Origin of the sequence: Salisaeta longa DSM 21114, from assembly GCF_000419585.1 — a bacterium.
GTDB lineage: Bacteria > Bacteroidota > Rhodothermia > Rhodothermales > Salinibacteraceae > Salisaeta > Salisaeta longa.
In genome coordinates this window covers 85,378-107,199 of the sequence record NZ_ATTH01000001.1, presented here as the reverse complement: position 1 = coordinate 107,199, position 21,822 = coordinate 85,378, and the positions used below count along the sequence as shown (strand labels likewise).

The following is a 21,822-nucleotide window of genomic DNA, read 5'->3' as shown; positions in this document are numbered from 1 at the left end:
CTACGCAATCGACCACGTACCGACCACCTCATCGCCGTCTACCAGATAGGCGTGATCTTGCGTGGCGACGGTGACGCAGGCGTGGTTGGGCACGATGCGAACGGCATCGCCAACGTCGAAGGTGGCCCCGCCGGGCACGCGCAGCCAACCGTGCTCCTCCGACAGCCGGTCGATGACGGCGTGCGGGTGTGGGCGCATGTAACGGGCGTTGTAAAGCACAGTCCCATGTCCGCGGATGCTATCGTGCGTGTCGGTCGTTAGGATCTTTTTGCCGGCATCAACGAACACGCGCTCGGTGCCGTTGGCCTCGCGCCGCCGACTCACCACGCGGCTCCACACCGTAAGTGCGCATTGTTCTAGCCGCGCCGCCCCGAGGCCCACTTGCATCGCGTCGTAAAAGACATAGTTGCCGGGCCGAATTTCTGTGATGCGAAAGCCGCCCTTCGTTTGGTTCTGAAAGTGCTGCATGGTGGGCGTCGAGCCCACGCTCAGCACAAACCGTTCGGGCTGCTCCACGAGGCCTTCCGCCTGAAGGTGCATAGCCGCCGTAAGCAGGCGCTCCACTTCATCCGTGCTTGCGCGCTGCAAGGCCTCCGTCTTGGATTCGTGGGGGCGCGGGCCGCCGTAGGCCTGTCCGGCGTGAGTCAGCAGCCCCTCAAGACGCAGCGCATCGGCCGCTTGTATGGCTTGGGCGTGGGCTACCAGCGCCTCGTCGGCATCCCATGCCACACCGCAGCGCCCGTGGCCCACATCAATTTCCAGCAGTACCGGCACCGTGCGACCGGCCGCAGCATACGCAGCATTGGCCCCGGCAATGCCCGCCTGCGTATCCACCGTAAACGACACCGCCACGCCATCCGCCATGAGCGCAAGCAGGCGGTCGTGTTTGTCTGCGCCCACCACCGGATAGGCCACCCGCACATCGGAAAAGCCCGCGGCCGCGAAATGCTCCGCCTCGTCGACGGTAGCTACCGTCACCCCATCGGCCCCGTGATCCTGCTGCAGGCGCGCCAGGGCCGTCATCTTGTGCGTTTTGATGTGCGGCCGCAGGCGGACGTTTTGCGCCGTGGCGCGCTCGGCCATCGCTGTGAGGTTGTCGAGGAGCCGCGCCCGGTCGATGAGGAGCGCGGGCGTCGGGAGGTCGGTAACGAGCATGGATGCGCGGGCGTCCCTTGAGGATCGTGGAGCATTCCTAACGCACAACAGCGGGTGGGGTGTGCCGCCGGTGCCGGGTTTTTGCTCTATTCACATACGCTCGCGGGGCGCGGGCTCTAGGCAAAGTAGAATTCCCAGTCGATGCGCACGAGCCGGCCGTCACGAACGGTGAGGATCATGGCCGTGGGCATGCCCTCGTCCTCGCGATAGATCCAGGCGGCGCCGTCGCGCGTTGTGGGAGGGCCGACGCGCTGCAGGATGGTTTGTCGCGTGGCACCAATGCGCAGGCCCTCGGGCGATGCGTAACGTGCACTTAGCAGCGAGAAGCGTACCAGCAAGGTCTTGGGCGATTGACTAACGTCGTAGAGCATCGCCGCAAGGCCCGGATAGTGGAGCGTGCGAATGGTGTCGGTTTGCGTGGGCGTGTACGCATTTGCAACCGGACGCGTCGTCATGCGCACCGGCTTGCCGAGCCGTGCGCGCAGGGTGCGCTCGTCAATGCTGCCTCCAGACTGTAACGCCTGCTGGATCAGTCCGCGCACGACCGCTGGCGCAGGGCGTTGCGAAACCGATGGGGCGGGCACCGGGGCCACCGGCGGGGCAGACGGAGCCGGCGGCGGACGTGTTGGAACGGCCGCGTCGGGTGGTTTGGAGGCAGAACAAGCCGCTAGGGCAACAACTAGGGCACTGCCCCACAAATACCGTTGCACACGCATGTGCTTTGCCTGCTCTTTTATGCTTCGCGGATGAAGCGTACCGCCCATTCAGCCCTCAAGATCCGCGCCCATGATCCGGCTACGACTCAAGCATCGGAGCCGTAGCGTGCGACGACCGCCAGCGACGGATGCGCTCGCGGGTGCGCCCCAGCATGGCGTAGTTCACTTCGTAGCCGCGCCGGTTGCGGTGCTGGTGGTGCTTGCCCTGCCAGTACGCCGTTTTGAGGAGCCGCTCGGCACGCGCCCGCACCGACTCGCGGGCGCCGGTGGGGGCATAGCCCCAGCGCGCCATCTCCACAGCGCAAATGGCCTCTACCTGTGCCACAGCATCGCGCGATAGCCCCGTGCGCCACTTCTCCAAACTCCGCTCATTTACGGGTTGTTGAATCGCGGGCGTGCGGATGGGGCCGCCCATGTAGCGCTCGGTCGTCCGGTGGAAGGCCAGCATTGCAGGATCAAAGGCTTCCCCGAGGCGGTCGCATACGTCGCGCAGCACGGCCTCCGGATCGGCCACGAGGTCTTCGTACCGCAGCGTCATGACCCGCGACGATGGCACGCCCTGCATTCGATGGATGCCCTCCTGAATGGCTTGCCGCCAGTTGAGGGCATTGAGCACCGGATCGTGCGCGTAGTACGCAATCGTGTTCATGGAGTGCACCACCGCCCGGGGGTCGCGCACAACGTGCAGCAGCACGGCCGACGGAAACATGGCTGTAAGCACGTCGGCGTAAAAGAGGTTGTGCGGCGTTTTCTCACCCCAGCGCGGCTTCTGCTGCTCGCGCGCCCAGGCGGCTCCCACCAGCGCGTAGAACGATTGGAGCGTGAGCGCCTCGTGCCCCTCCAGCGCAGCCCGCACAGCCTCCATCGACTCATATTTGGACGCATGCAACGTGCAAAACCGATCGATCAGCGCAGCGCGCGCGCCCTCGCGAAGGGGCCGGCTCCACGCTGTCGGGTCGGTGCGTCCTTCGGCCATCTTGAAGAACTTGAGCTCATCGGGCACGGCCAGCCGCGGATGCGCATTGAGCAACAGCCGGAGCAAGGTGGTGCCGGAGCGGCTGGCCCCGACAATGAAAAAGGGAGCGTTCATAACGCAGCAGCAGTAGCGGGTGAGGACAGGAGAACGTGTAGCCGCTCGTGGACGGCCGCTAGATCGACCGCAAATCCGCCGGGATCACGCGCGGTGGCCGTGCCGCACCACGCGGCATAGGGATGCCCGAGCGACTGGCACAAGAAGAAGTAGTGCGGCACCATGAAGTGGGCCGGAAACAGTTCGATCACGCGCGTGCCGGCGGGCGCAAACAGCACGTTGGCGAGTCCGGCGCCATGCGCCCCCACCACCGCTTCGGCTTGGTGCATGCACGCCAGTTGCTCCGCGGGTGCCATCGTCTCCAGCGTCACCGACTCGAACCCCAGCGGCTCCAGCACCTCCCGCAGCAGCGCCTCGCGGTTTGTAATGAATCGCTTCCCGGCCCGCTCCCGCGAGATGAACAGCCGCCGCCCGCGCTCCACCGGCCCATCCGGCCCAAACCGCGTGCGGAGCTCCCGCACGTACGGGGGCGGCATGTATCCGGCGAAGCGGCGCGTCTTAAACGGCGTAAACAGAAGGTGCTCAACCACATAGCGCCGCCCTTCGGGCACATGGCGCAGGGTCGCATTGGGCGGCAGCACCCGCTCCACGAAAAAGCGCTGATGGTCGGAAAGCGGCGCACTATGCAGCACAGCAATGTGCGGCAGGGCATCAAAGGGCGGCCCATGCAAGGCCAACAGCCGCGGCAGCCCATCCACAATGTCGTGGTAGTAGTTGTTGTACAGCGAGTGCAGCGGCGTGGCGTACCCCGCAATACGATCCGTTGAGCGGACGTAGAGCGCGCGCAAGTCGATGTTTGGCAACTGACCGGTATTCAGCGATTCGTACAGAATGCGCTTGTCCGAGCGAAGGACCACGTTGTTCGTCGGGCAGAACTCCACGTCGTCGAGCACCGCCACGTAGTCTTCGGGCATCGTGTACGCAGATGTGGCCAGCGACTGGGCCTGACGCACAAACGGATGCGGCATCACGGGCACCGGTACGCTGCGCGGCGGCACGTACTCGTGCTTTTGCACGGCCGGAAAGAGCGCATCGAACGGCACGGTTTGCGGCGCTGGATGGCGAAAAAGCCGGAAGTACGCTGCACGCAACGGCTGCACGAGCGCAGGCGGCAGTTTTTCTTTCAGTATATCGCGGACGTCGGGCATAGGACACGGGGACCTCAGGCCGCTTGAAACTGGATCGAGTGATAATCCCACAGGCGCCCCTGGCGCTCCAGCAGGTCGGCGTAAGGGCCCTGCTCCACGATGCGACCGTTCTCGAGCACCACCACCCAGTCGGCATTTTCGATGGTGGACAGGCGGTGCGCAATGGCAATCACGGTGCGTCCGGCCATCAGACGTTCGAGCGACTGTTGCACGAGGCGCTCCGAAATGCTATCGAGGCTGCTCGTCGCTTCATCGAGCACCAGGATCTCGGCATTGCGCAGGATAGCGCGTGCAATGGCGATGCGCTGCCGCTGCCCGCCCGACAATCGAACGCCGCGGTCGCCTAGCACCGTGTCGAACCCGTTTTCGAGCCGTTCCACAAACTGCAGGGCATTCGCCTGCTCGGCCGCTTCGCGCACCGCGGCAAACGGCACATCCGAAAGCCCGTAGGCGATGTTTGTCGTCACCGTATCGTTGAAGATGTGCGTCTGCTGGCTCACAATGGCCACGCGGCTCCGCAACGATCCCACATCAAACGTCTCCAGCGGCTCGCCATCGTACAAGATGCGCCCTTTTGTGGGGTCGTAAAAGCGCGGGATGAGGTCGACCAGTGTCGACTTCCCGGCCCCCGAGGCGCCCACGAGCGCCGTTGTTTTGCCCTGCGGAATATGCAGGTTGATGTCGTGCAGCACCTCCTCCTCGGGGATGTACGAGAAGTGCACATGCTCGAAGGTGATGCCTGTTTGCAAGGGCTGCGTTGCGCGGTTGCCCGACGTAAGGTAGGGCTTGTCTGACGTCTCAAGGAGATCGGCCACCGCATCGAGGCCCGCCTTGGTTTCGGCCAGCACGGCCCGCTGATCGTTCACGTGGTGCATGAGCGGCGTGAGGCGGAACAGCGCAAACAAGAACGTAAGGATGAACGCCATGTCCAGCGCGCCCGTCAGTACAAAGCGGTACACCGCCCACACCACCATAATCACGATGATGGAGCTGATGACAGCCTGCGACAGCGGCTTGACGAGGCCGCGCGTGCGGGCCGTACCAATCACGGCATCGGCCGAGCGAATCGCGCTTTGCGTAAGCTGCTGCTGCTCGTAGGCCTGCGTGTTGTACGCCACCATGGTACGCACGCCGGCCAAAAACTCGGTCGCCCGCCCGGTGAACTCCATGTTGGAGAGGGTAATCTCCTCACCGCTGTCGCGCACGCGGTGGATGATGCGGCTGAGGCCAAGCCCCAGCACCAGGAAGACGCTAAAGGCCGCCAGCGAGAGCTCCCACGAGATGTAGACCATCACCGTGGCGTACATCGCAATGAGCGCGCCGGTGGTAAAAAACATGAACAGTACGTTGAGCGCGGCCGCCGCCCGGCCCACTTCCCCTGTCACGGTGTTTAGGATGTCGGATGGCTTGCGCGTGCCGTAGAATGAATAGGCCACCGACGTAAGCTGGGCCACAACGCGCTCGCGCAGGTTTTGGATGATGCGCGACCGGCTCTTGGCCGTGTATACGGCGTTCAGATAGTCGGTGATGGAGCGCAGCCACGTCGCCGCGAGTATGATTCCACAGATGCGAAGCACGCGCTCGGTTGTGGGGGCGCTTGCCGCCAGCACGTAGGTGTCAATCCACCCAACGCCGGTGGTAAAGGGCGGGCCGTCGCTCGCCAGGGTTTGCAAGAAGGGAATGAGCATCCCGATGCTTAAACCTTCAAATGCGGCTGTCGATAACGAGAGCGCGACGGTTGCTGCGATGTACGGCCAGTATTTGCGAATGCCCGGCCAGAGGATGGCGTATTTCGAGAGCAGCGGTCCAGCAGTCGTGGATGTAGCCACAGGTCTGTAAGCAAAGTTGGAAAGGGTGGGGGCGTACGATGTATAGCGTACGCAAACCGCCGGCGTGCTGACTGACCGGTTCGACCCGTGCGCCGTACGTCTCGGACGGGTTTGCGCGTCGCTTTTGGATGAGGGCGCCGCGGTTAGGCGGGCACCGATCGGTCCTGCGACCACCGCTGCCGAAATCGCTCCCGCTGGGCTGCGGTGTAAAAATGCGCAGCAAACGGACTGCCGTACACGGTATCCAGGATATCGCTTGGGATATAGAACGCCTGCTTTACCGTCTGGTACATGGCATCGGCACGTACGCCGGTTGTAACCGCCTGCAACGGACGCCCCACAAAGTCGCTTACAACGCCTGGGAGGAGCGTCTGTAGTTGTTCGGTCTGCAGCACCAGCACCTCGAACCGATCGGTTGCGATGCGTGCAAAGCCCTGCGCTGCATCAAAAGAATGCGCCATGGCATCAATGCCGGTAGCGCGCTGCAACTCCTCGCTGAACCAGCGCTGCGGATAGTCGAACGCACCGGGCCGACACGACAGGCGCTCGACCTCTTCTTGGGCCTGCTCGCGGGTTGACAGGTCGAGCCCCAACAGCTCGGGGCTATGAAAACAGCCCGAGATAAAGCGGGCCACGGGATCGCGCACCAACGTAATGATGCGACGCGGCCGGTCTGTCCATTGCCTGCGCAGCGCGCCGCTCGTCCAAAAGTGGTCTGGAATGGGCACGCGCTGCTCGATGTGCCGCACCATTTTCTCCTCAAGGTCAAACAGGTAGTGGATGTGAACCGAGTCGCAGCCAGCACGCTCAAGGGCCTGCTCCACACTGCGCGACCCGACCTTGGCCATCTGATAGATAATGACCGGATGATTCATCTCGGCCATGCGCCGGCGGGCGCGGTGCTGCATGACGAGTCGGCGAAGCGGGACACTAACGTACTGAAGCGATCGCGGAAGCATACCATCGGTGGTTGAGTGACGCAGTAGCAAGCTCCTACAGCGGCTTGCACTTCTAATGCGTCCCTAACATCAGACATTTCGCCCATTGGCGCTACGGGCGTGTGGCGAAGTCGACGGAATACTTTTGGATGATTCGGGGGCGGAAAGAAAGCACAGCCTGCGCCATACAAAGGAGCGGAGCGCCCGCTATCGCCGACGCTCCGCTCTCCCGTTCCCAAGATGTATACCGCTCGCTCAATACGCCTGACTAAAGAAGATAGCGTTGAGGAAGAGGCCGTTCGTGCCGTACCAAAAGGCGCGGAAGTTGGGGTTGAACGCCATCAGCGTAACGCTTCCGGCGCCTACGTCATGGGCTTCAATCGCTGCCGCGCCGCGCAATTTTTCAGCGACTTCGTCTGAGATGTATCCGCTCAGCAGGGCACGGTCTTCGTCGTACACGCCAACGTCGGTGCCGGGCGCATTGCTTGCATCGTAAAACGTGATGCCTTCCCGAAAGACCGGTACGCTGTCGTCGTAACCGTACGCTACGGGGTGCGTGTTGTCGAGATCGACCGAAAAGATCGATCCGCCCAGGTATTGCGCGCCATACGCCGAAGACAAGTTGGCGTAGGATACGTCTTGCAGCAGCGAATCCAGCTTGAGCTCCCGTTGCTTCAGGTCTACCAGGCCGTGCGCAATGGGCCACTCCATGCCATCGGCCAGCGCGATCAGTCGCCCACCGTCTTGCACCCAGCGCTTCACCTTGTCCACGGGGAGCGCGCCGTACGACCCACCGGCAAGCACCATCGTGTTGTAGCGCGAGAGATCGGCCGATGCGACGTGCGTCATGTCGAGGAGCGATACCGGCATGTGCATGCGTTCGCTGAGCAGGTGCCATACCTCGCCGGCGTTGTACGCGTCGGCCCCGCTGTAGCGCGAGGTGCCTCCGGTGCCGGTGATGAGGGCGATGCGCGGCGTTTCGAGCACAAGCGAGCCCCGGCTTCCCAGATCGGGGCCCGTCGGCGTGAGGCCCGTTTCTACGCCGTACACGTTTACGTGGTCGTGCACCGGAATCCGGTTGATGACCGCGTGGACGGTGTCTGCCGGTACGGTAAACTGCTGCACCCGCACCACAATCGCCCCGCGTTCAAAGGCACGCGGCCTGCCGTTCACCGTAGCCGTGAACGGGTCGGTCATGAGGCGGGGCTTGATGCCCGCCTTTTGGAGCCGATACAGCGCGCGCGGCGCGAAGTAGCGCCCCCACGGGATGACGTAGGCGTAGTCCGAGCGGCCGCCGATCAACCGCCCGCCGGTGTAGCGGTCAGGCGTCCAAGCCTCGCCCCGAAGGTCTTCGGGCGCGTCGTTCAGGGCTGCCGACTGCACGCCGAACGCGAGCGGAAAGGTCCAGGTCGACACATCGTAGAACAGCGAGTCTGGAAACGTCGTCGTGCGTTCCATCACGGCCTTTACGAAGCGTCCCTGCTGCTGGTCGAGCGGAACCACGTACGCCTCGCCCGGCGCGTAGGTCTGCCCATCTACCGTGATTTGCCGCCCCAGCTCGTACATTTGCACGCGATGCTTGTGCAGCACGCGCGCCATTGCCTCGGCCCGGGTGCGCTGCTCGCCGCGCGCCACGACATACGCCTCCACAGGAAATGAAGACAGCGCCTCGTCGACGTTCTCGTAGAACGACCGCTGGTGTTGCAACAGCGTCTCGCGCATTTCGGTGGCGGCCGTCAACGTCGACAGCGACGCGGTCAATTGATTCCGTATGGTGAAGGGATACCGCAGCACGCCACGTCGGGTCTCGCGCTTGAGGGCGCGCGACGAGGCCTGCTCAAAGAGAATGCCGATGGCACCATTGATATCGGGGTAGGTTGAGCCTTTACCGTAGTAGAAATCGTCGAACGACTCTCTCGTGTAATAGAGCGAGCCGATCCGATCGAGGAATTGGGCGTGGTAGGTTGCGATGTCGCCCGTAATCCGTTGGTTGCGCTGGGGCGTGTTCGGATTTGTTCGGCTGGGAATGCCGGGTTGAAAGAAGTAGGTTGCGTTAGGCCCCATCTCGTGGTAATCGGTCAGCACCTGTGGACGCCAGTCGTGAAAGACTTGCAGGCGGCCTTTCGACGCCGGATGCTGGGCCAGGAGCCAGTCGCGGTTCAGGTCGAACCAATAATGGTTGGTGCGTCCGCCGGGCCACGGCTGGGTGTGCTCGCGATCTTGCGGATCGGTTGTGGCGGTTGCGCCACGGTTTTGGTTGACCCAGTTCACGAAGCGCGCGCGGCCGTCGGGGTTGAACATCGGGTCGATAATGGTCACGACGTTTTCCAGCGTACTGCTAAGGCCCGCCCCCTGTCCGGCCGCCATGTGGTACAGCAACAAGATGGCCGCTTCGGTTCCACTCGCTTCATCCCCGTGGATGCTGTACCCCATCATGACAACGGCCGGCATCGCTTGAAGCGCCGCATCGTTCACTTGGCCCGGCTCGGCCGATAAGCGCTGATTCGCGGCTTTAATCTCGTCCAGGCGCTGCTGATTGGCTGGGTTCGTTACGATCGCATGGATGAGCGGACGCCCTTCGTGCGTGGCCCCGTGTCGTTTCAAGACGACACGCTCTGAAGCAGCCGCGACAGCCTGGAAGTAGTCGACCACCTGCGCGGGACGCGTGTGGCGGGTGCCAATACGATGCCCGATCACCTCTTCGGGCGTTGGAATGGAGGCGTCGTATGCTTCGACCCCTGGGGTGGGGGTTGGCAGGTCTAGCGGCAGGGATTGCCCCTTGGCGCCGGTACCGATGCACAAAAAGAACGTGAGGATAAACGCGGCCTTTCGCATGCGATCGAGTGTTCGTTACGAGAGATAGTTGTAAGCGCTTCAATGCCTTGACCTTAAAGATACAAAGATCGTTGGCAATAACCAGCTACTTCATGACGTGCGCGTACCACTTCATGACAGCTCCATGTCCAGGCCCGGTATGAAACGTCCGGATGCACAAATATGAGTGTTGCAGAAGCCGCGATAATGAGGGGCCAGCGCACCCCGTCGTGGCCACACCCAGACTGGAGAGAAGGGCGCAGGGGCTAGCAGCTACCTAGTCAGGCACAGTTCCTGTAGAAGAAACCGACCCAAATAAAAGCGCCCCATGCGTTGTAGCATGGAGCGCTTTGCTCAACACATACATGCAGCACGTAGTGTTACATGCGCCCGTAAGCCATATCCAGAATACGCTGCACGAGCTGTCGCTTCTCACGTGCACTCACGTCTTCAGAGCGCAAGTCCCGCCCCGCAACTTGTACAACCGTTGCATCTTCTTTCGTACGAGCAATGCGGGCAAAGGCAAGCTGGTCCGCAAAAATATTCGTCAGAAAAGGATTGCTCTGATTTTGCGTTCCACTGTTTTCCAGGACCGACTTCACAATCGGACGCTGGGCGTCAAGGTACATGATGGGAATGTCCTCCTGTCCGGTACCCTGCGGACGATACACGAAGTACAAGTCCGTGATCGTTTCCGAAAAATTCCCCTGATTGTACCTGAACTTATACCCAATTTGGACACTATTGGCGCTGCTTAATGCAAACCCCTGATCAATCAACTCGCTCTCAAGCTCGCTGATTGATACTTTTTCTTCTTTATCACTTGTGCGGTATACTTTCAGACTATCAACTGATTGAAAACGACTAATCAGCGTGTCCAAAAGAGCACGCGTGGGATACCCATCTTCGATATCAGCAACGGGGACAATGACCTTCGCTGAGCTCTGCCACATTTGGGCCTGCGCGGTGGAGAACACACCAACGAGGAGCAACAGTGCAGCGAGGAAGCTGCCTATCTTTGCAAATTTGTTTATCATGACTCACAAGAAGTATTTTTGGGTAGCACTCATGTACGAAGACGCCAATAGCTGCACAAAAGTATCAAAACACACGCGCTAACTGAGAAACTTTGTATATAATGCCGCCCTTAGGTCAAACTCAGGACAAGATGAAGCTATAGGAGCGGCTTGCATCACTCAGATCGACAGGAATGGCCTGCCCTGCGTGGTTGATACGAACAACGTCCTGAAGTTCAAGAATAATCTGGTCTTCGCGCTCTGGGTCAGCACTGCGATACTCAGAAAACGTCCGGAAGTTGATTCTTCCATCGGATGGTACGTTAAACGTACCAATGCGTTCACTCACGCCAAGCCCGCGACGAATCGATACCTGCACCTGTCCGACACGGTAACGTGCGTCTTGCGGGTAACTCTTCGCAAACTCCTGATCGGCCACAACATTAACGTTGATGAGCGGCCGAGCGGCCGGAAAGCTTTGCCCACTGATGAGTGGATTGCCCTGCGCATCAAGCACACGAATCTCCGGGCGCGGCGGATCAATCACGCCGAAGCTTTTGTCGCCCAGGTATACATCGTCTTGCCCTTGCCGCTGTAAGTAAGCACTGACAGTCACGTTATCTCCAGCAGGACTGAGTTGAATGGTGCGTCCGTCAACCGATGTATTTCCGTACTCAAGGCGAAGCGGTTGATTCTCAAGCCCCGGAACGTCAATGCGGATTTGGTTGAGCGTCTGGCGATAGAGCGACTGAGCTGCAACACTGGTTGCAACGAGCTCAGGCCGACGAACCGTGAACGACCCATTGTAAGGGAGTGATTTCACCCCACCTTCCAGGGTGCTATATTCAATTGTCCCTTTATACTCGACCGTTCGGGTATCCTGGCCCTTTTCAAGAAGCGCTCCAGTATCCATAACGAGCTGTCGGTTGTCAAGAACTTTCATTCCATCCTGATTAACCTTCAGCTCAATGTTGGCCCCTTGTTTCGTTGTACCTTCTTGCGGAACTGCCGCAAGGTAAGCGTACGCTGAGTATTCTTGGCCAAGCACAACGTTCTGCGTCCCGTAAACCACTGGGCTAACGTTACGCACCGCAACGGTTTGATCCGCATTCTCGATGTCTATGGTCGTTGCGGCATACAACAGGATGGGCAAATACAACGCCAGCATCACCTGGTACCGCAGCTCCTTTATTCGTTCTGATCCTCCAGCCATAACCTTCTATTTTCTGACTTCTGCGTCCGAACTATAGGCACCCCCGATTTACTCAGAGGCCCCATTGGGGTTGTTAAACTTGCGGAAGCGAGAAAGCATGGTGTCCAGGTCGTTGCGCATCGTCTGAACAGTGGAGCCTGCACCTTCCATTTCCGTGCCGAGCGTACTCATGCCTTTGCCGAGCTTCTCTGCACTGTTGGCAAGTTCTCCGCTAGCTACTTCGCTCAGTTTCGAGCGCATGTCTTGCACCGCAACACGGGCGCGCTTCATTTCGCCAACCATCTCATGAATCTCCCCGCCAAACTGCTTAATCTCTTTGCCGAGGGCTCCCATCATGACGCTCAAGTCGTCATTAACTTTCTTTTCGATCATCTTGCGGGCCGAAGCGCGCACGGGTGTCGTACCACTCAAGGAAGCTTCGGAGCCTCCGCCGCCTCCTTCCGCGCCAGGCTCCATCACAAAGGCTTGAGCAAGCTCAAGTACCCCCATGATGACGAACGCACCGGCCTCGCCCATGAATCCAATGGTGATAAATGTGGTGTAATTGGGCCACTTCAAAATCTTATACAGCACCCCAATGATCGCCAAGGCACCAAAGATGCCAATGACAAAGCTAAGCACCTTTGTCGTACGATCGAGAATTTCTCGCTTTCTAGCGTTGGTCATGATCTAAAGCGTAAAGCGTGTTGCAAGTAAAGTACTAGGGAGTGCTGTTACGGCCTCGGAAGAAAGAGGCCATAACAGCCAATCTTGAGATTAGCGGCCACCTGCGGGCGGTTGTCCACCTGCGGGCGGCTGTCCACCTGCGGGCGGTTGTCCACCTGCGGGCGGCTGTCCACCTGCGGGCGGCTGTCCACCTGCGGGCGGCTGCGGTGTATTATTGAACCGCTGAATGTTGCCTTCTATCTGTCCGATATCGGCAGCGCAGCGACCACCAATCTTCGTAGAAGCACTCGACGCATTCTGGGCCGTACGGAAGCCAACACCAATTGAGAAGGCGTCAGAGGCCCAAGAGCCGCCACGGACCACGTGCTGCTTGGCCTCAGGGTCGGTATAGAGCGGGTCGAGGCTCGACAGTTGCGAGTAGGTCGGGGCGAAGGCGTCGCGCACCCATTCTGCGACATTCCCAGCCATGTCAAAGAGCCCCCAGCGGCTCGGGGGATAAGATGCGACGGGTGCCGTAAAGGCATAGCCATCTGCAGCCTGCCCCTGACGCGCAGGGCTGAAGTTAGCCAGGTATCGACCCACTGCATCCTGGGGTGAGAACCCGGCCCAGGGATAAACACCACCAACCCGACCAGCACGCGCAGCGTATTCCCATTCAGCCTCTGTAGGCAACCGTTTGCCATCCCATTTACAATAGGCTTGGAGTTCGTTCCACGTAACGGCCACTACAGGGTAGTCATTGTAAGTTGAGCCATAGAAGTACGTCTTCCAGTTAGCTCTACTGGACTGAAAAGCCGTTGAGTCAGGAAGCATCTCCTCACGCTTCGACCCGCTAAGGCTCTGAAGGAATTCGCGATACTGCTGATTCGTTACCTCTACGCGGTCAATATAAAATGAGCTAACCGTAACGCGCTTCCGGCCGGCGTTCTGCAAGTTGTATGGATCCTCGTCCGTCAGCCCCATAATGAAGGTACCCGAAGGAAGCCGCACCATGTCGCCATTATCCGAGACTTGCACTTGGCCCGAGATGGGAGGCATACCCGGGTCTTCATACGGCGCCGGGCCATTACGTGGCACAATCAGTGGATCAGCAGAACGGAGGGAATCTAGGTTAGGCCGCTCGAACGTTGGGGCAGCTGTGCGACCTGCGTATTCTGTTGGGTCCATGAACGGATTTTCAAGCCCTTCGCCCTGACGCCTCCCAAAGGTTCCACCTTCGTATCGCTGATTCGTCGGGCCTTGATTGGCCATTTCCTCGTCTTCCAAGGGCGTCATACCCGGCTTGGTGCGCTCGATGCGCTGGAGTTTGTACGAGAAACCGATGCTTGGCATGATGCCTGTTATGATATCAAGGCTCACACGCTGCCCGTTTCGCAAGCGATTGATACCCCAGCGCCCGCTCAGCTCTACATTCAGCGCTAGGTTGTCGGTCAATCCATATTCCATTCCAGCTCCTACTGGAAGCAGCGCTTGCTCGCCCGCGTCCGAGATGTAATAGCCGTATCCCGTGAAAAGATAGGGGTTGATCTTATTGTCATCCCCCAAGAAATGAATCTGCAGGATGGCATCGAGCGACAGCAGATTCTGGTACGTCACCGCCGTGCGCAGCCGCAGGTTGTCGGTGTACTGAAACTGCAAGCCCCCCGACACTGCTGGATTGGTGCCCGCCAAATCGCTCTGAATCGAGCCACTGGCAATGTGAGCTCCACCATTCAGGAAGAGCCGTTGGGAATATGCTTCGGCAGCTCCACTGCACATCCAGCAGAGCATCAGTGTAATGACGAGACGCTTCGTCCACATAGCAATTGACATTGAGCGTAGGGTTATATGCGGCATACGTGCGATGCTACTCATAGTATGATACGTTACTGCTCGGCGGCTGTAACACGAGCCTTTCATGGACCGAATTATCTACTGAGGTCAAATCGATAATTAAATGTCACGAAGCCCACAGTATCTGGAATGCCTCCACTGTAGAACCCTTCGTAGCCATCAATGTAATCGGACGTTGACACGCGGGCGCCGACCCGGATGCGGTCTAGGATGGTAACGCCCACTTTAAAAGAACCAACGACGCGTGTACCCAGCTTCTTGAACGATGGATTGTTCTCAGGAAAATTGCTGTACGTAGGCGAAATCACCATCATGGGCCCACCGCCAAGAAATACACGAAAGAGCCCTTGCATGACATATGGGAGCTCGTAGTCGCCATAGAAGTCAAGTGCCAGCAAGTTGCTGTTGAATTCGGCAAGCCCTGTGGTAATGCCTCCAATGCGGGTATATACAAGGTCTGCGCCAACACCATACTGTTCAAACGTTCCCATTCGGTGATCGACGCCGACGCGTGCTGTGAGCTTGGCAGTGCCCACATACTTCAGCAAGTTGTTGTTCGGATTTCGGCTAATGTCTCCTTGATACGCCCCCAAGCCGGCCCCAATGGTTAGGCCGTCAATAAAGCCGCCCTCAGCTTGTTGCTGCGCCGCTTGGCTATCGCCTTGCTGCTGCGGCTGATTTCCACGCTGCGGCTCATTGCCCTGGCGCGGATTGTCCCAGCTGCCGCCCCACTGGTTCTGGGCAGTGGCTTCACAGAGGCCGGTCCCTGCAAGCAAAAGGAGACTTAGCAACCCTATACGGAAAAGCGCTCGGCTTGGCATGATGTCTTCGAATCGTTGTAAAATAACGCTGGCCATTTCGTCCTTGCTGCGTGCCATCCGGAAAGCAATATAAGGCACGTGTTCGTTAGGGGCAAATGGTGCGCAGAGAACGTGGAGCGTTGTGCGACCGTGATCAAAGGGTACTAAACAGATTGCTTACACACAAGCGAATATCTTGTCTAGTGCATCTACTATCAACCACTTCCCCTCTGGCCCGTCAGTACGGGGCTTGTTACGCGCCTTTCTCGTTTACAGTTCACAGACAGCGTTGTCGTAAGAATTACTCTCATTCGTCAAGGTTCTAAAAATTCACATACTCCATCAGCCATTCCACCAGTCCCGATCGAGCGAGCGGTACTGAATCGCTTCGGATACGTGGGCGGGACGAATAGCTGAAGACGCTTCAAGGTCAGCTATTGTGCGCGCCACTTTTAGAATCCGGGTGTATGCACGCGCGCTGAGTCCCACACGCTCGATGGCCATTTTCAACAAGTTACGTCCGGCCTCATCGAGCGCGCAGTATTCGTGCACGTGGCGCGCTCCCATGTGGGCATTACAATGAACGTGCGCTGCATGTTCAGCGAAGCGATCGCGCTGCATCGCGCGCGCTTTCACGACGCGCGCTCGAACAGCAGCCGATGTCGATCCATTCCGCGGCCCATCAAGGTCATCGAAGGCCACCGGGGTCACTTCTACGTGCAGGTCTACGCGGTCCATCAGCGGTCCACTAATTTTACCCAGGTATCGCTGCACCTGCGCTGGCGTGCACACGCACTCACGCTTCGGATCGTTCAAATGACCACACGGGCACGGGTTCATGCTTGCTACCATCATAAAGCGTGCCGGATACGTAACCGTGGTGCGCGCACGGCTAATCGTAATCTTTCCTTCTTCTAGAGGCTGACGCAGCACTTCGAGGACGCGGCGCTGAAACTCGGGCAGCTCGTCTAAAAAGAGGACGCCGTTGTGCGCCAACGAGATCTCGCCGGGCGAGGGGTTTGCCCCACCGCCGCATAATCCGGCATCCGAGATGGTGTGATGGGGCGAACGAAACGGCCGCGTGGCTATTATTCCATGCTGATTGTCCAGTTTTCCACCCACGGAATGGATTTTCGTCGTCTCTAAGGCTTCGGCGGTTGTCAAGGGCGGCAGCACGGTGGGCAACCGGCGGGCGAGCATGGTTTTCCCCGACCCGGGCGGGCCTACCATCAGCGCATTGTGCCCCCCGGCGGCCGCGACTTCCAGGGCGCGCTTCACGTTCTCCTGCCCTTGTACGTCCTGGAAGTCGATGGCGTGCTCCACACTTTCCGCAAAGAGGGAATCCAGGTCGCGGGTGTACCGCGCAGGGGCCGCGTCATGCTGGGGGTCGCGCAACAAATGCACCGCCTGCATTACGTTTTGTACCGGATACACCGGCAGCCCGTCTACTACAGCGGCCTCCGGCGCGTTGGCTTCGGGCACAATAACGCCGGCGCACGATTCAGCCTGTGCCTTTAGCGCCATGGGCAATACGCCCCGCACGGGGCGCACACTTCCATCCAGGGCAAGCTCTCCCAAGATCCAGTAGCCGTCCACTGCGTCCTGCGTCAACCAATCGGTACCCGCCGCGAGCAGCCCAATGGCCAGTGGCAAGTCGAAGGCCGCGCCTTCTTTGGGCACATCGGCCGGGGCCAAGTTGATCGTGATCACGCCGCGGGGCATAGAGAGCCCGCTGTTTTTAAGTGCGGCCTTCACCCGGTCGCGGCTCTCGCGTACGGCCCCGTTGGGCAAGCCCACCACCGTGTAGCAAGGCATCCCCGAGTCGACGTGCGTTTCAATTTCGATGGGGAGCGCATCCACGCCGTGCGTGGCGCTGCTCCAAACGTGACTCAGCATGGGCGCTTCAATTCATCCAACAGCTTCGCGTGGGATAGACACACGCGCTGCCGCACTGCAACGTCGAGGCGCCTGCCTTCAGTCTTCAAAAAAGGCCAGGATCTCCGCGCGCTGCGCCTGTGCGTCGTGATAGCCGATTTCGATGAGCCGCGTGATGTAGGCTTCATCAAAAAGCAAAACGCTGAGCCAGTCCGGACTCTGTGTTTCCGCCGTTCCCAGTCCTGTCGTCAAAAAGCGGATGGCGCCCGGCACGTTTTCCTCGTAGTCGTAGGCCAGCTTTCCAAGATCGATCGACGGGCGAATCTGCAGGAGGTCGATCTTGCGCATGCCGTTGTGCAGATGCGCGGGCAGGGCGTCCACCAAGGTGTTCACGCGCTCAAGGGTGTACGCGTCCTGATCGAGCGCGTCCAAAAAGATCGCGTTCATCAACACGCCCATAATTTGCGCTGTGGGCGGATAGCCTTTCACGACGGGCACATCGGCCTCGGCCCGGCTTCGCTTGTAGCGGTTCGAGATCGCCAAAATACGGTCGGCGCCCAAGTGCACCGCGGGCGCAAGCGGGGCCGATAGGCGGATGCCGCCGTCGCCATACCATCCGTTCCCAAGCTGCACCGCCGGAAACATGAGCGGCAACGACGTGGAGGCCATCACGTGATCTATGGTAAGCGTGTCGTGCCGGCTGATGCGGTCGGGCCGCTCCCATAAGTCGAAGTCATCGCCCTGCACCCACGTCACGGTTTGGGCGGTGGTGTAGTTGGTTGTGACAATGGCCGCAGCGCGCAGCCGTCCGCGCGACAGGTTCTCCTCAACGCCCGTGAGCACGCCATCCTGTGCTTGCAAATGCGTGCACAGGTACCGGTGCAGGGGCGAGGTGTCTAACACGCCGTGTTTCTTCCGCACGTCGGCCGCGGTGAGCCGCGCCTTGGCCTCGGCCCCGCTCGTGTCGCTCCTCCATAGCATGTGCCACAGCAAGCTCAAGCTCGACTCAATGGCTACCACATCTTCCATAGTGAGCGCCGACCAGATGTCGACCAGCGCATCGGCGCCCGATTGCAGCGAGCCGGTCCAGTTGGCGACGTGCGCCGTGTTGATCGCTCCAGCCGATACGCCCGTTTGAATGTCGAAATAGGCGTCCGGAACCGCCTCCGCAATGTATTGCAGCACCCCGGCCTGGTAGGCCGACCGCGCCCCGCCGCCGCCGAGCACAAGCCCAAACAGCGGGTCACGGCCTGAAGTGTCTTCGTCCATCCATCGCGCACGGAGCCGCCCGAACGCATGCTTCCATTCTTCCGGTATCACAGGCACTACGGGTTTTGAAAGTATTGCAACGCGTGCTAAAGATGTGTAGCATCGGGCTTACATGCAATGTTGAACGGACGGCGCGACGCTTCGTAAGAGATTGCGCTGTGTTTGGAATCTATCGCAGATGGCACCCGACTCGTCCGCCGCGGGCTCGTCTACACGTTGGCGTTTCAACCAGCGCTTGGCCCCTTCCGTTCGCAATGCACGCCTCGCATGCCGCACATTCTCTTCGTTTTTCTGGACGGCGTCGGCCTGGGGCCCCACGGGCCAAATAATCCGCTGGCCACCCATCGGTGGAGGGGCCTCGAACGCCTAGCGGGCGATCAGCCGTGGAGTGCCGATCTTTCGCCGGTGCACACCGACACGCACGTCGTTCGCCCCATCGATGCTACCCTGGGCGTTCCGCAACTGCCCCAGAGCGGCACCGGGCAGGCGTCGCTTTTCACGGGCGTGAACTGCGCGGCGCTTGTGGGGCGGCACTTTGGCCCCTTTCCGCACTCGGCTACGCATGCGCTGCTCGCCGAGAACAACGTCTTTCATCGGTTGGAGGCGCACGGGGCCTCTGCTGCGTTTGCGAATGCCTACCCGTCGGTGTTCTTTGCGCGCGCCGAGCGGCGCAACCGGTGGACCGTGACCACCCGCTGCTGCCGGGGGGCGGGCGTTCGGCTGCGCAGCACCGAGGACTTGCTAGCGGGCCGCGCCCTGTCTGCCGACCTCACGCGGCACGGCTGGCAAGCGCTCGATGCCGCGGTACCGCCCGTCACGGAGCAAGCGGCGGCCGCGCACCTGCATGCCCTGGGCCGCCAACACACCTTTACGCTCTTTGAGTACTACCTCACCGACAAAGCGGGCCACGGGCGGCTGGAACGCCCATTGGACGTGCTCCGCTCGCTGGATGCGTTCTTCGATCGCCTGCTTGACCTGCTGGATCCGGCCCGCGACCTGCTCCTCATTACCAGCGACCACGGCAACCTGGAGGCGCTCGACCAAAAACCGCACACCCGCCATCCGGTACCGCTCATCGCGTACGGCGCAAACGCCGGCGCCTTTGCTTCGGTAGCGGACCTGACCGGGGTCGTGCCTGCGATCGAGCAGGCCCTTTCCCCAGAAGAAATGCCCCGCGATTAGGCGCTGACTTTCGGGTCAGGGCCTAGCGCGCGGCGGCCGTGCCACGCACCAAGCGCCCCCGCGTCAGTTCCTGCGCCAGCCGCTCATAGCCGTAGAAGTCGCGCAGCACTTCCAGCATCCCCCGAACATCGACCGACACCGCGCGCGCCGTCGCGTTGGTGTACAGATACTCGTTCGGGAGCGACTCGATGTTGCCGTCAAAAATGAGCCCCACGACTTCCAGGTCTTTGTTGAGCAGCGGCGAGCCGGAATTGCCACCGGTGATGTCGTTTGTGGACACAAGGTTGTAGGGCGTCTCCAGATTGAAGGCCGCGGGCGGGTCGAGCCACGCCTTGGGCAAAGTCCAGGCCGCGCTTGGGTACGAGTAGTAGTGGTCAAGCAATCCGTAGAAGTTGGTAAACGCCGGCGCCCGCGTGCCATTGTACGGATACGCCTGTACCACGCCGTCCGAGAGGCGCAGCGTAAACGTAGCATCCGGGGGCAGTTCGTGGCCGAAGGCTGCGAAGCGCGCGCGATTGAGCTTCGCGTTCAGCCCCTCCTCTACGCTGTTGTAGCCGCGCAGCTGCTGCGACACGTTTTGGTAGAGCGGCGCAACGGCCTCCATCACCTGCACCGCCGGATCTTTGCTGCTCAAAAAGCTCTTGTCGAGAATCTTGGCGTACCGCGCCGAGTCCACGAGCGCGCTTTTCTGCACGAGGGTTTCGGCAATGTCGGCAGCCGAGCGTTCGGCAAGCAGACGGCGGATGGTGGGATCGTTGGCGCCGTAGGCCCGCTTCAGTTCAAGGAGGCGAGCCTCAATAAAATCGCGCTCCACAGCAAGCGGCCAGTCGTCGATCGACAACGCCTCTTTGCGGAGATCTTGGAGCCGCTCGGGGCGCGCGCCGCGGCGCTTCAGCAGGTCGTAAAAGTAGCCGTAGACCGCCCGCGAGAGCACCCGCGACCCCAGCTCGGTGCTCCCAAACGCCACAAACGCGGCGGCCTTGTCGGCAAGAATGGCCTTCGACTGCTGGAGCTGTTGAATCTGCTGGATGGCATTGTCGGTGAGGGTTTGCAGCGAGTCGCTGGCCTGAATGGAGTCCCGCAGTTGCTGCTCGGCTGCCGCCCGGCGCGCAATCAGGTACGGATCGCGCAGCCCCCTGAGCTGCCCGCTCAGGCTCTTGATGGAGTTGTTGATGCTGAAATAGGTGTTCTGCAGATCGTAGGCCCTGGCCGAATCGGGGTACTGCCGCAGGTACGCCTGCAAGAGGCTGTCGCGCGTGCTGAGCACATCCAGCTGCCCCGGCAGGTCGTGGTCGCGCAGGTACTTGAGTTGCGCGACGGTGTTTAGGCGCTGCGTGCCGCCCGGATTCCCCACCACGAAGACCGCATCGCCCGGCGCAGCCCCCTCCGTGGCCCACTCAAAGTAGTGGCGGTTGGAGAGCGGCTCTCCGTCTTTGGTGTACACGCGAAAAAAGCTCATGTCGAGCGCGTACCGCGGGTAGGTGAAGTTATCCGGCGCGCCCCCGAAAAATCCGAGCTGAATGGACGGCGCCATCACCAACCGCACGTCTTCGTACCGGCGATACGTGTACGCGGAGATCCGCAGGCCACCGTAAAACGACACCAGCTCAACCCGTAGCTGCTCGTCGCGCTCCTTCACCTTCACCGTCATCTGCTCTTGCACCTGCTGCATCCGCTGGTCGCGGTTTTGGGCCCAGCTCTCGCTGCCCGGCGTGCCGGCGACCCTGTCGAGTACGCGCTCCGTAACGTCTTCGAGGGCCACCAGCTGCTCGACGTGCAGGTCTGGGACGGTGCGTTCTTGCGCGAGCGTCGCTGCGAAGAATCCGTTCTGGAGGAGCTGCTCGTCGCCCCGCGACACCTTGGCGATGCTCTCGCGTGCGCAGTGGTGGTTGGTCATCACCAGGCCGTGCGCCGACACAAACGATGCCGTGCAGCCATTGCCAAACCGCAGCGCGCCCAGGCGGGCCTCGGCGAGCCATGCCGAATCGGCCGTGAGCCTGTACCGCGCCTTGAGGTAGTCCACCGGCGGCGTATCAAACGTCCACATGCGGCCCCGATCGAAGCGCCGCGCCTTCACGGTATCGTACGGCGCAGGCACCTGCAGCCCGGGCTCCGCGGTGCGGTCGGCAGGCGTCTCCGTTGAGGGGATGGGTTCCGGGCGCTGCGTGACGACCACCGTCTCGCGCGAGGGGCCACACCCCAGCACAAGCAACCAGGCCGTCAACAGAGCAGCTCCGAGGCGAACCGACGTGGATTGGATCATAAGGGCGCAAAGCTA

16 protein-coding genes are annotated in these 21,822 nt (G+C 60.7%); 1 reads left to right on the top strand and 15 read right to left on the bottom strand.

The genetic code is table 11. The features are described 5' to 3' along the window. The 14 genes from SALLO_RS0100460 to SALLO_RS0100395 form a co-directional block, all read right to left on the bottom strand. A complete protein-coding gene (locus SALLO_RS0100460; RefSeq protein WP_028566735.1) occupies nt 1-1,155 on the bottom strand; it encodes an alanine racemase in 1,155 nt (384 codons plus the stop codon). A gap of 116 nt (nt 1,156-1,271) precedes the next feature. Continuing rightward, nucleotides 1,272-1,697, bottom strand: coding sequence for a hypothetical protein (locus tag SALLO_RS14230; protein ID WP_022834370.1), 426 nt, complete (start codon nt 1,695-1,697; stop codon nt 1,272-1,274). 253 nt (nt 1,698-1,950) lie between these two features. After that, nucleotides 1,951-2,961, bottom strand: a complete 1,011-nt coding sequence (locus tag SALLO_RS17490; protein WP_022834369.1) for a sulfotransferase family protein — start codon at nt 2,959-2,961, stop codon at nt 1,951-1,953. Then, entirely contained in the window at nt 2,958-4,109 is a 1,152-nt protein-coding gene (locus SALLO_RS0100445) for a glycosyltransferase family 61 protein (RefSeq protein ID WP_022834368.1), read from the bottom strand. Before SALLO_RS0100445 ends, SALLO_RS17490 begins: the two co-directional genes overlap by 4 nt. 14 nt (nt 4,110-4,123) lie before the next feature. Continuing rightward, the gene (hepA, locus tag SALLO_RS14215; protein ID WP_022834367.1) at nt 4,124-5,938 is read right to left on the bottom strand and encodes a heterocyst formation ABC transporter subunit HepA; all 1,815 of its coding nucleotides are present in this window, start codon (nt 5,936-5,938) and stop codon (nt 4,124-4,126) included. 143 nt (nt 5,939-6,081) lie between these two features. Beyond that, nucleotides 6,082-6,897 carry a putative capsular polysaccharide synthesis family protein gene (locus SALLO_RS0100435; protein ID WP_084696075.1) on the bottom strand — a complete coding sequence of 272 codons (816 nt, stop codon included), beginning with the start codon at nt 6,895-6,897 and terminating at the stop codon, nt 6,082-6,084. Between the two features lie 234 nt (nt 6,898-7,131). Continuing rightward, nucleotides 7,132-9,711 carry a M14 family metallopeptidase gene (locus SALLO_RS0100430; protein WP_022834365.1) on the bottom strand — a complete coding sequence of 860 codons (2,580 nt, stop codon included), beginning with the start codon at nt 9,709-9,711 and terminating at the stop codon, nt 7,132-7,134. A gap of 359 nt (nt 9,712-10,070) precedes the next feature. Beyond that, nucleotides 10,071-10,727 (bottom strand): hypothetical protein, encoded by a 657-nt coding sequence (locus SALLO_RS0100425; protein WP_022834364.1) that lies wholly within the window; start codon nt 10,725-10,727, stop codon nt 10,071-10,073. 121 nt (nt 10,728-10,848) lie between these two features. Beyond that, the gene (locus SALLO_RS0100420) at nt 10,849-11,919 is read right to left on the bottom strand and encodes a GldM family protein (protein ID WP_040605692.1); all 1,071 of its coding nucleotides are present in this window, start codon (nt 11,917-11,919) and stop codon (nt 10,849-10,851) included. Nucleotides 11,920-11,967: 48 nt separating this feature from the next. Next, entirely contained in the window at nt 11,968-12,585 is a 618-nt protein-coding gene (locus SALLO_RS0100415) for a GldL-related protein (RefSeq protein ID WP_022834362.1), read from the bottom strand. A 90-nt stretch (nt 12,586-12,675) separates the two neighbouring features. Beyond that, nucleotides 12,676-14,397 (bottom strand): formylglycine-generating enzyme family protein, encoded by a 1,722-nt coding sequence (locus SALLO_RS17485; RefSeq protein ID WP_169577859.1) that lies wholly within the window; start codon nt 14,395-14,397, stop codon nt 12,676-12,678. Nucleotides 14,398-14,492: 95 nt separating this feature from the next. Continuing rightward, complete coding sequence (locus tag SALLO_RS0100405) at nt 14,493-15,317, bottom strand: hypothetical protein (protein WP_157621105.1); 825 nt, start codon at nt 15,315-15,317, stop codon at nt 14,493-14,495. Between the two features lie 243 nt (nt 15,318-15,560). Beyond that, nucleotides 15,561-17,114 (bottom strand): YifB family Mg chelatase-like AAA ATPase, encoded by a 1,554-nt coding sequence (locus tag SALLO_RS0100400; RefSeq protein WP_022834359.1) that lies wholly within the window; start codon nt 17,112-17,114, stop codon nt 15,561-15,563. 78 nt (nt 17,115-17,192) lie between these two features. After that, complete coding sequence (locus tag SALLO_RS0100395) at nt 17,193-18,362, bottom strand: patatin-like phospholipase family protein (RefSeq protein ID WP_051141228.1); 1,170 nt, start codon at nt 18,360-18,362, stop codon at nt 17,193-17,195. A 267-nt stretch (nt 18,363-18,629) separates the two neighbouring features. Here SALLO_RS0100395 and SALLO_RS0100390 point away from each other — a divergent pair, with 267 nt between their 5' ends. Further along, nucleotides 18,630-19,544: a peptidase gene (locus SALLO_RS0100390; RefSeq protein WP_022834358.1), complete on the top strand. Its 915-nt coding sequence runs from the start codon at nt 18,630-18,632 to the stop codon at nt 19,542-19,544. Nucleotides 19,545-19,566: 22 nt separating this feature from the next. Here the strand turns inward: SALLO_RS0100390 and SALLO_RS0100385 are convergent, their stop codons facing one another. Then, nucleotides 19,567-21,807 carry a S46 family peptidase gene (locus SALLO_RS0100385; protein WP_022834357.1) on the bottom strand — a complete coding sequence of 747 codons (2,241 nt, stop codon included), beginning with the start codon at nt 21,805-21,807 and terminating at the stop codon, nt 19,567-19,569. Between the last annotated feature and the right edge of the window lie 15 nt (nt 21,808-21,822).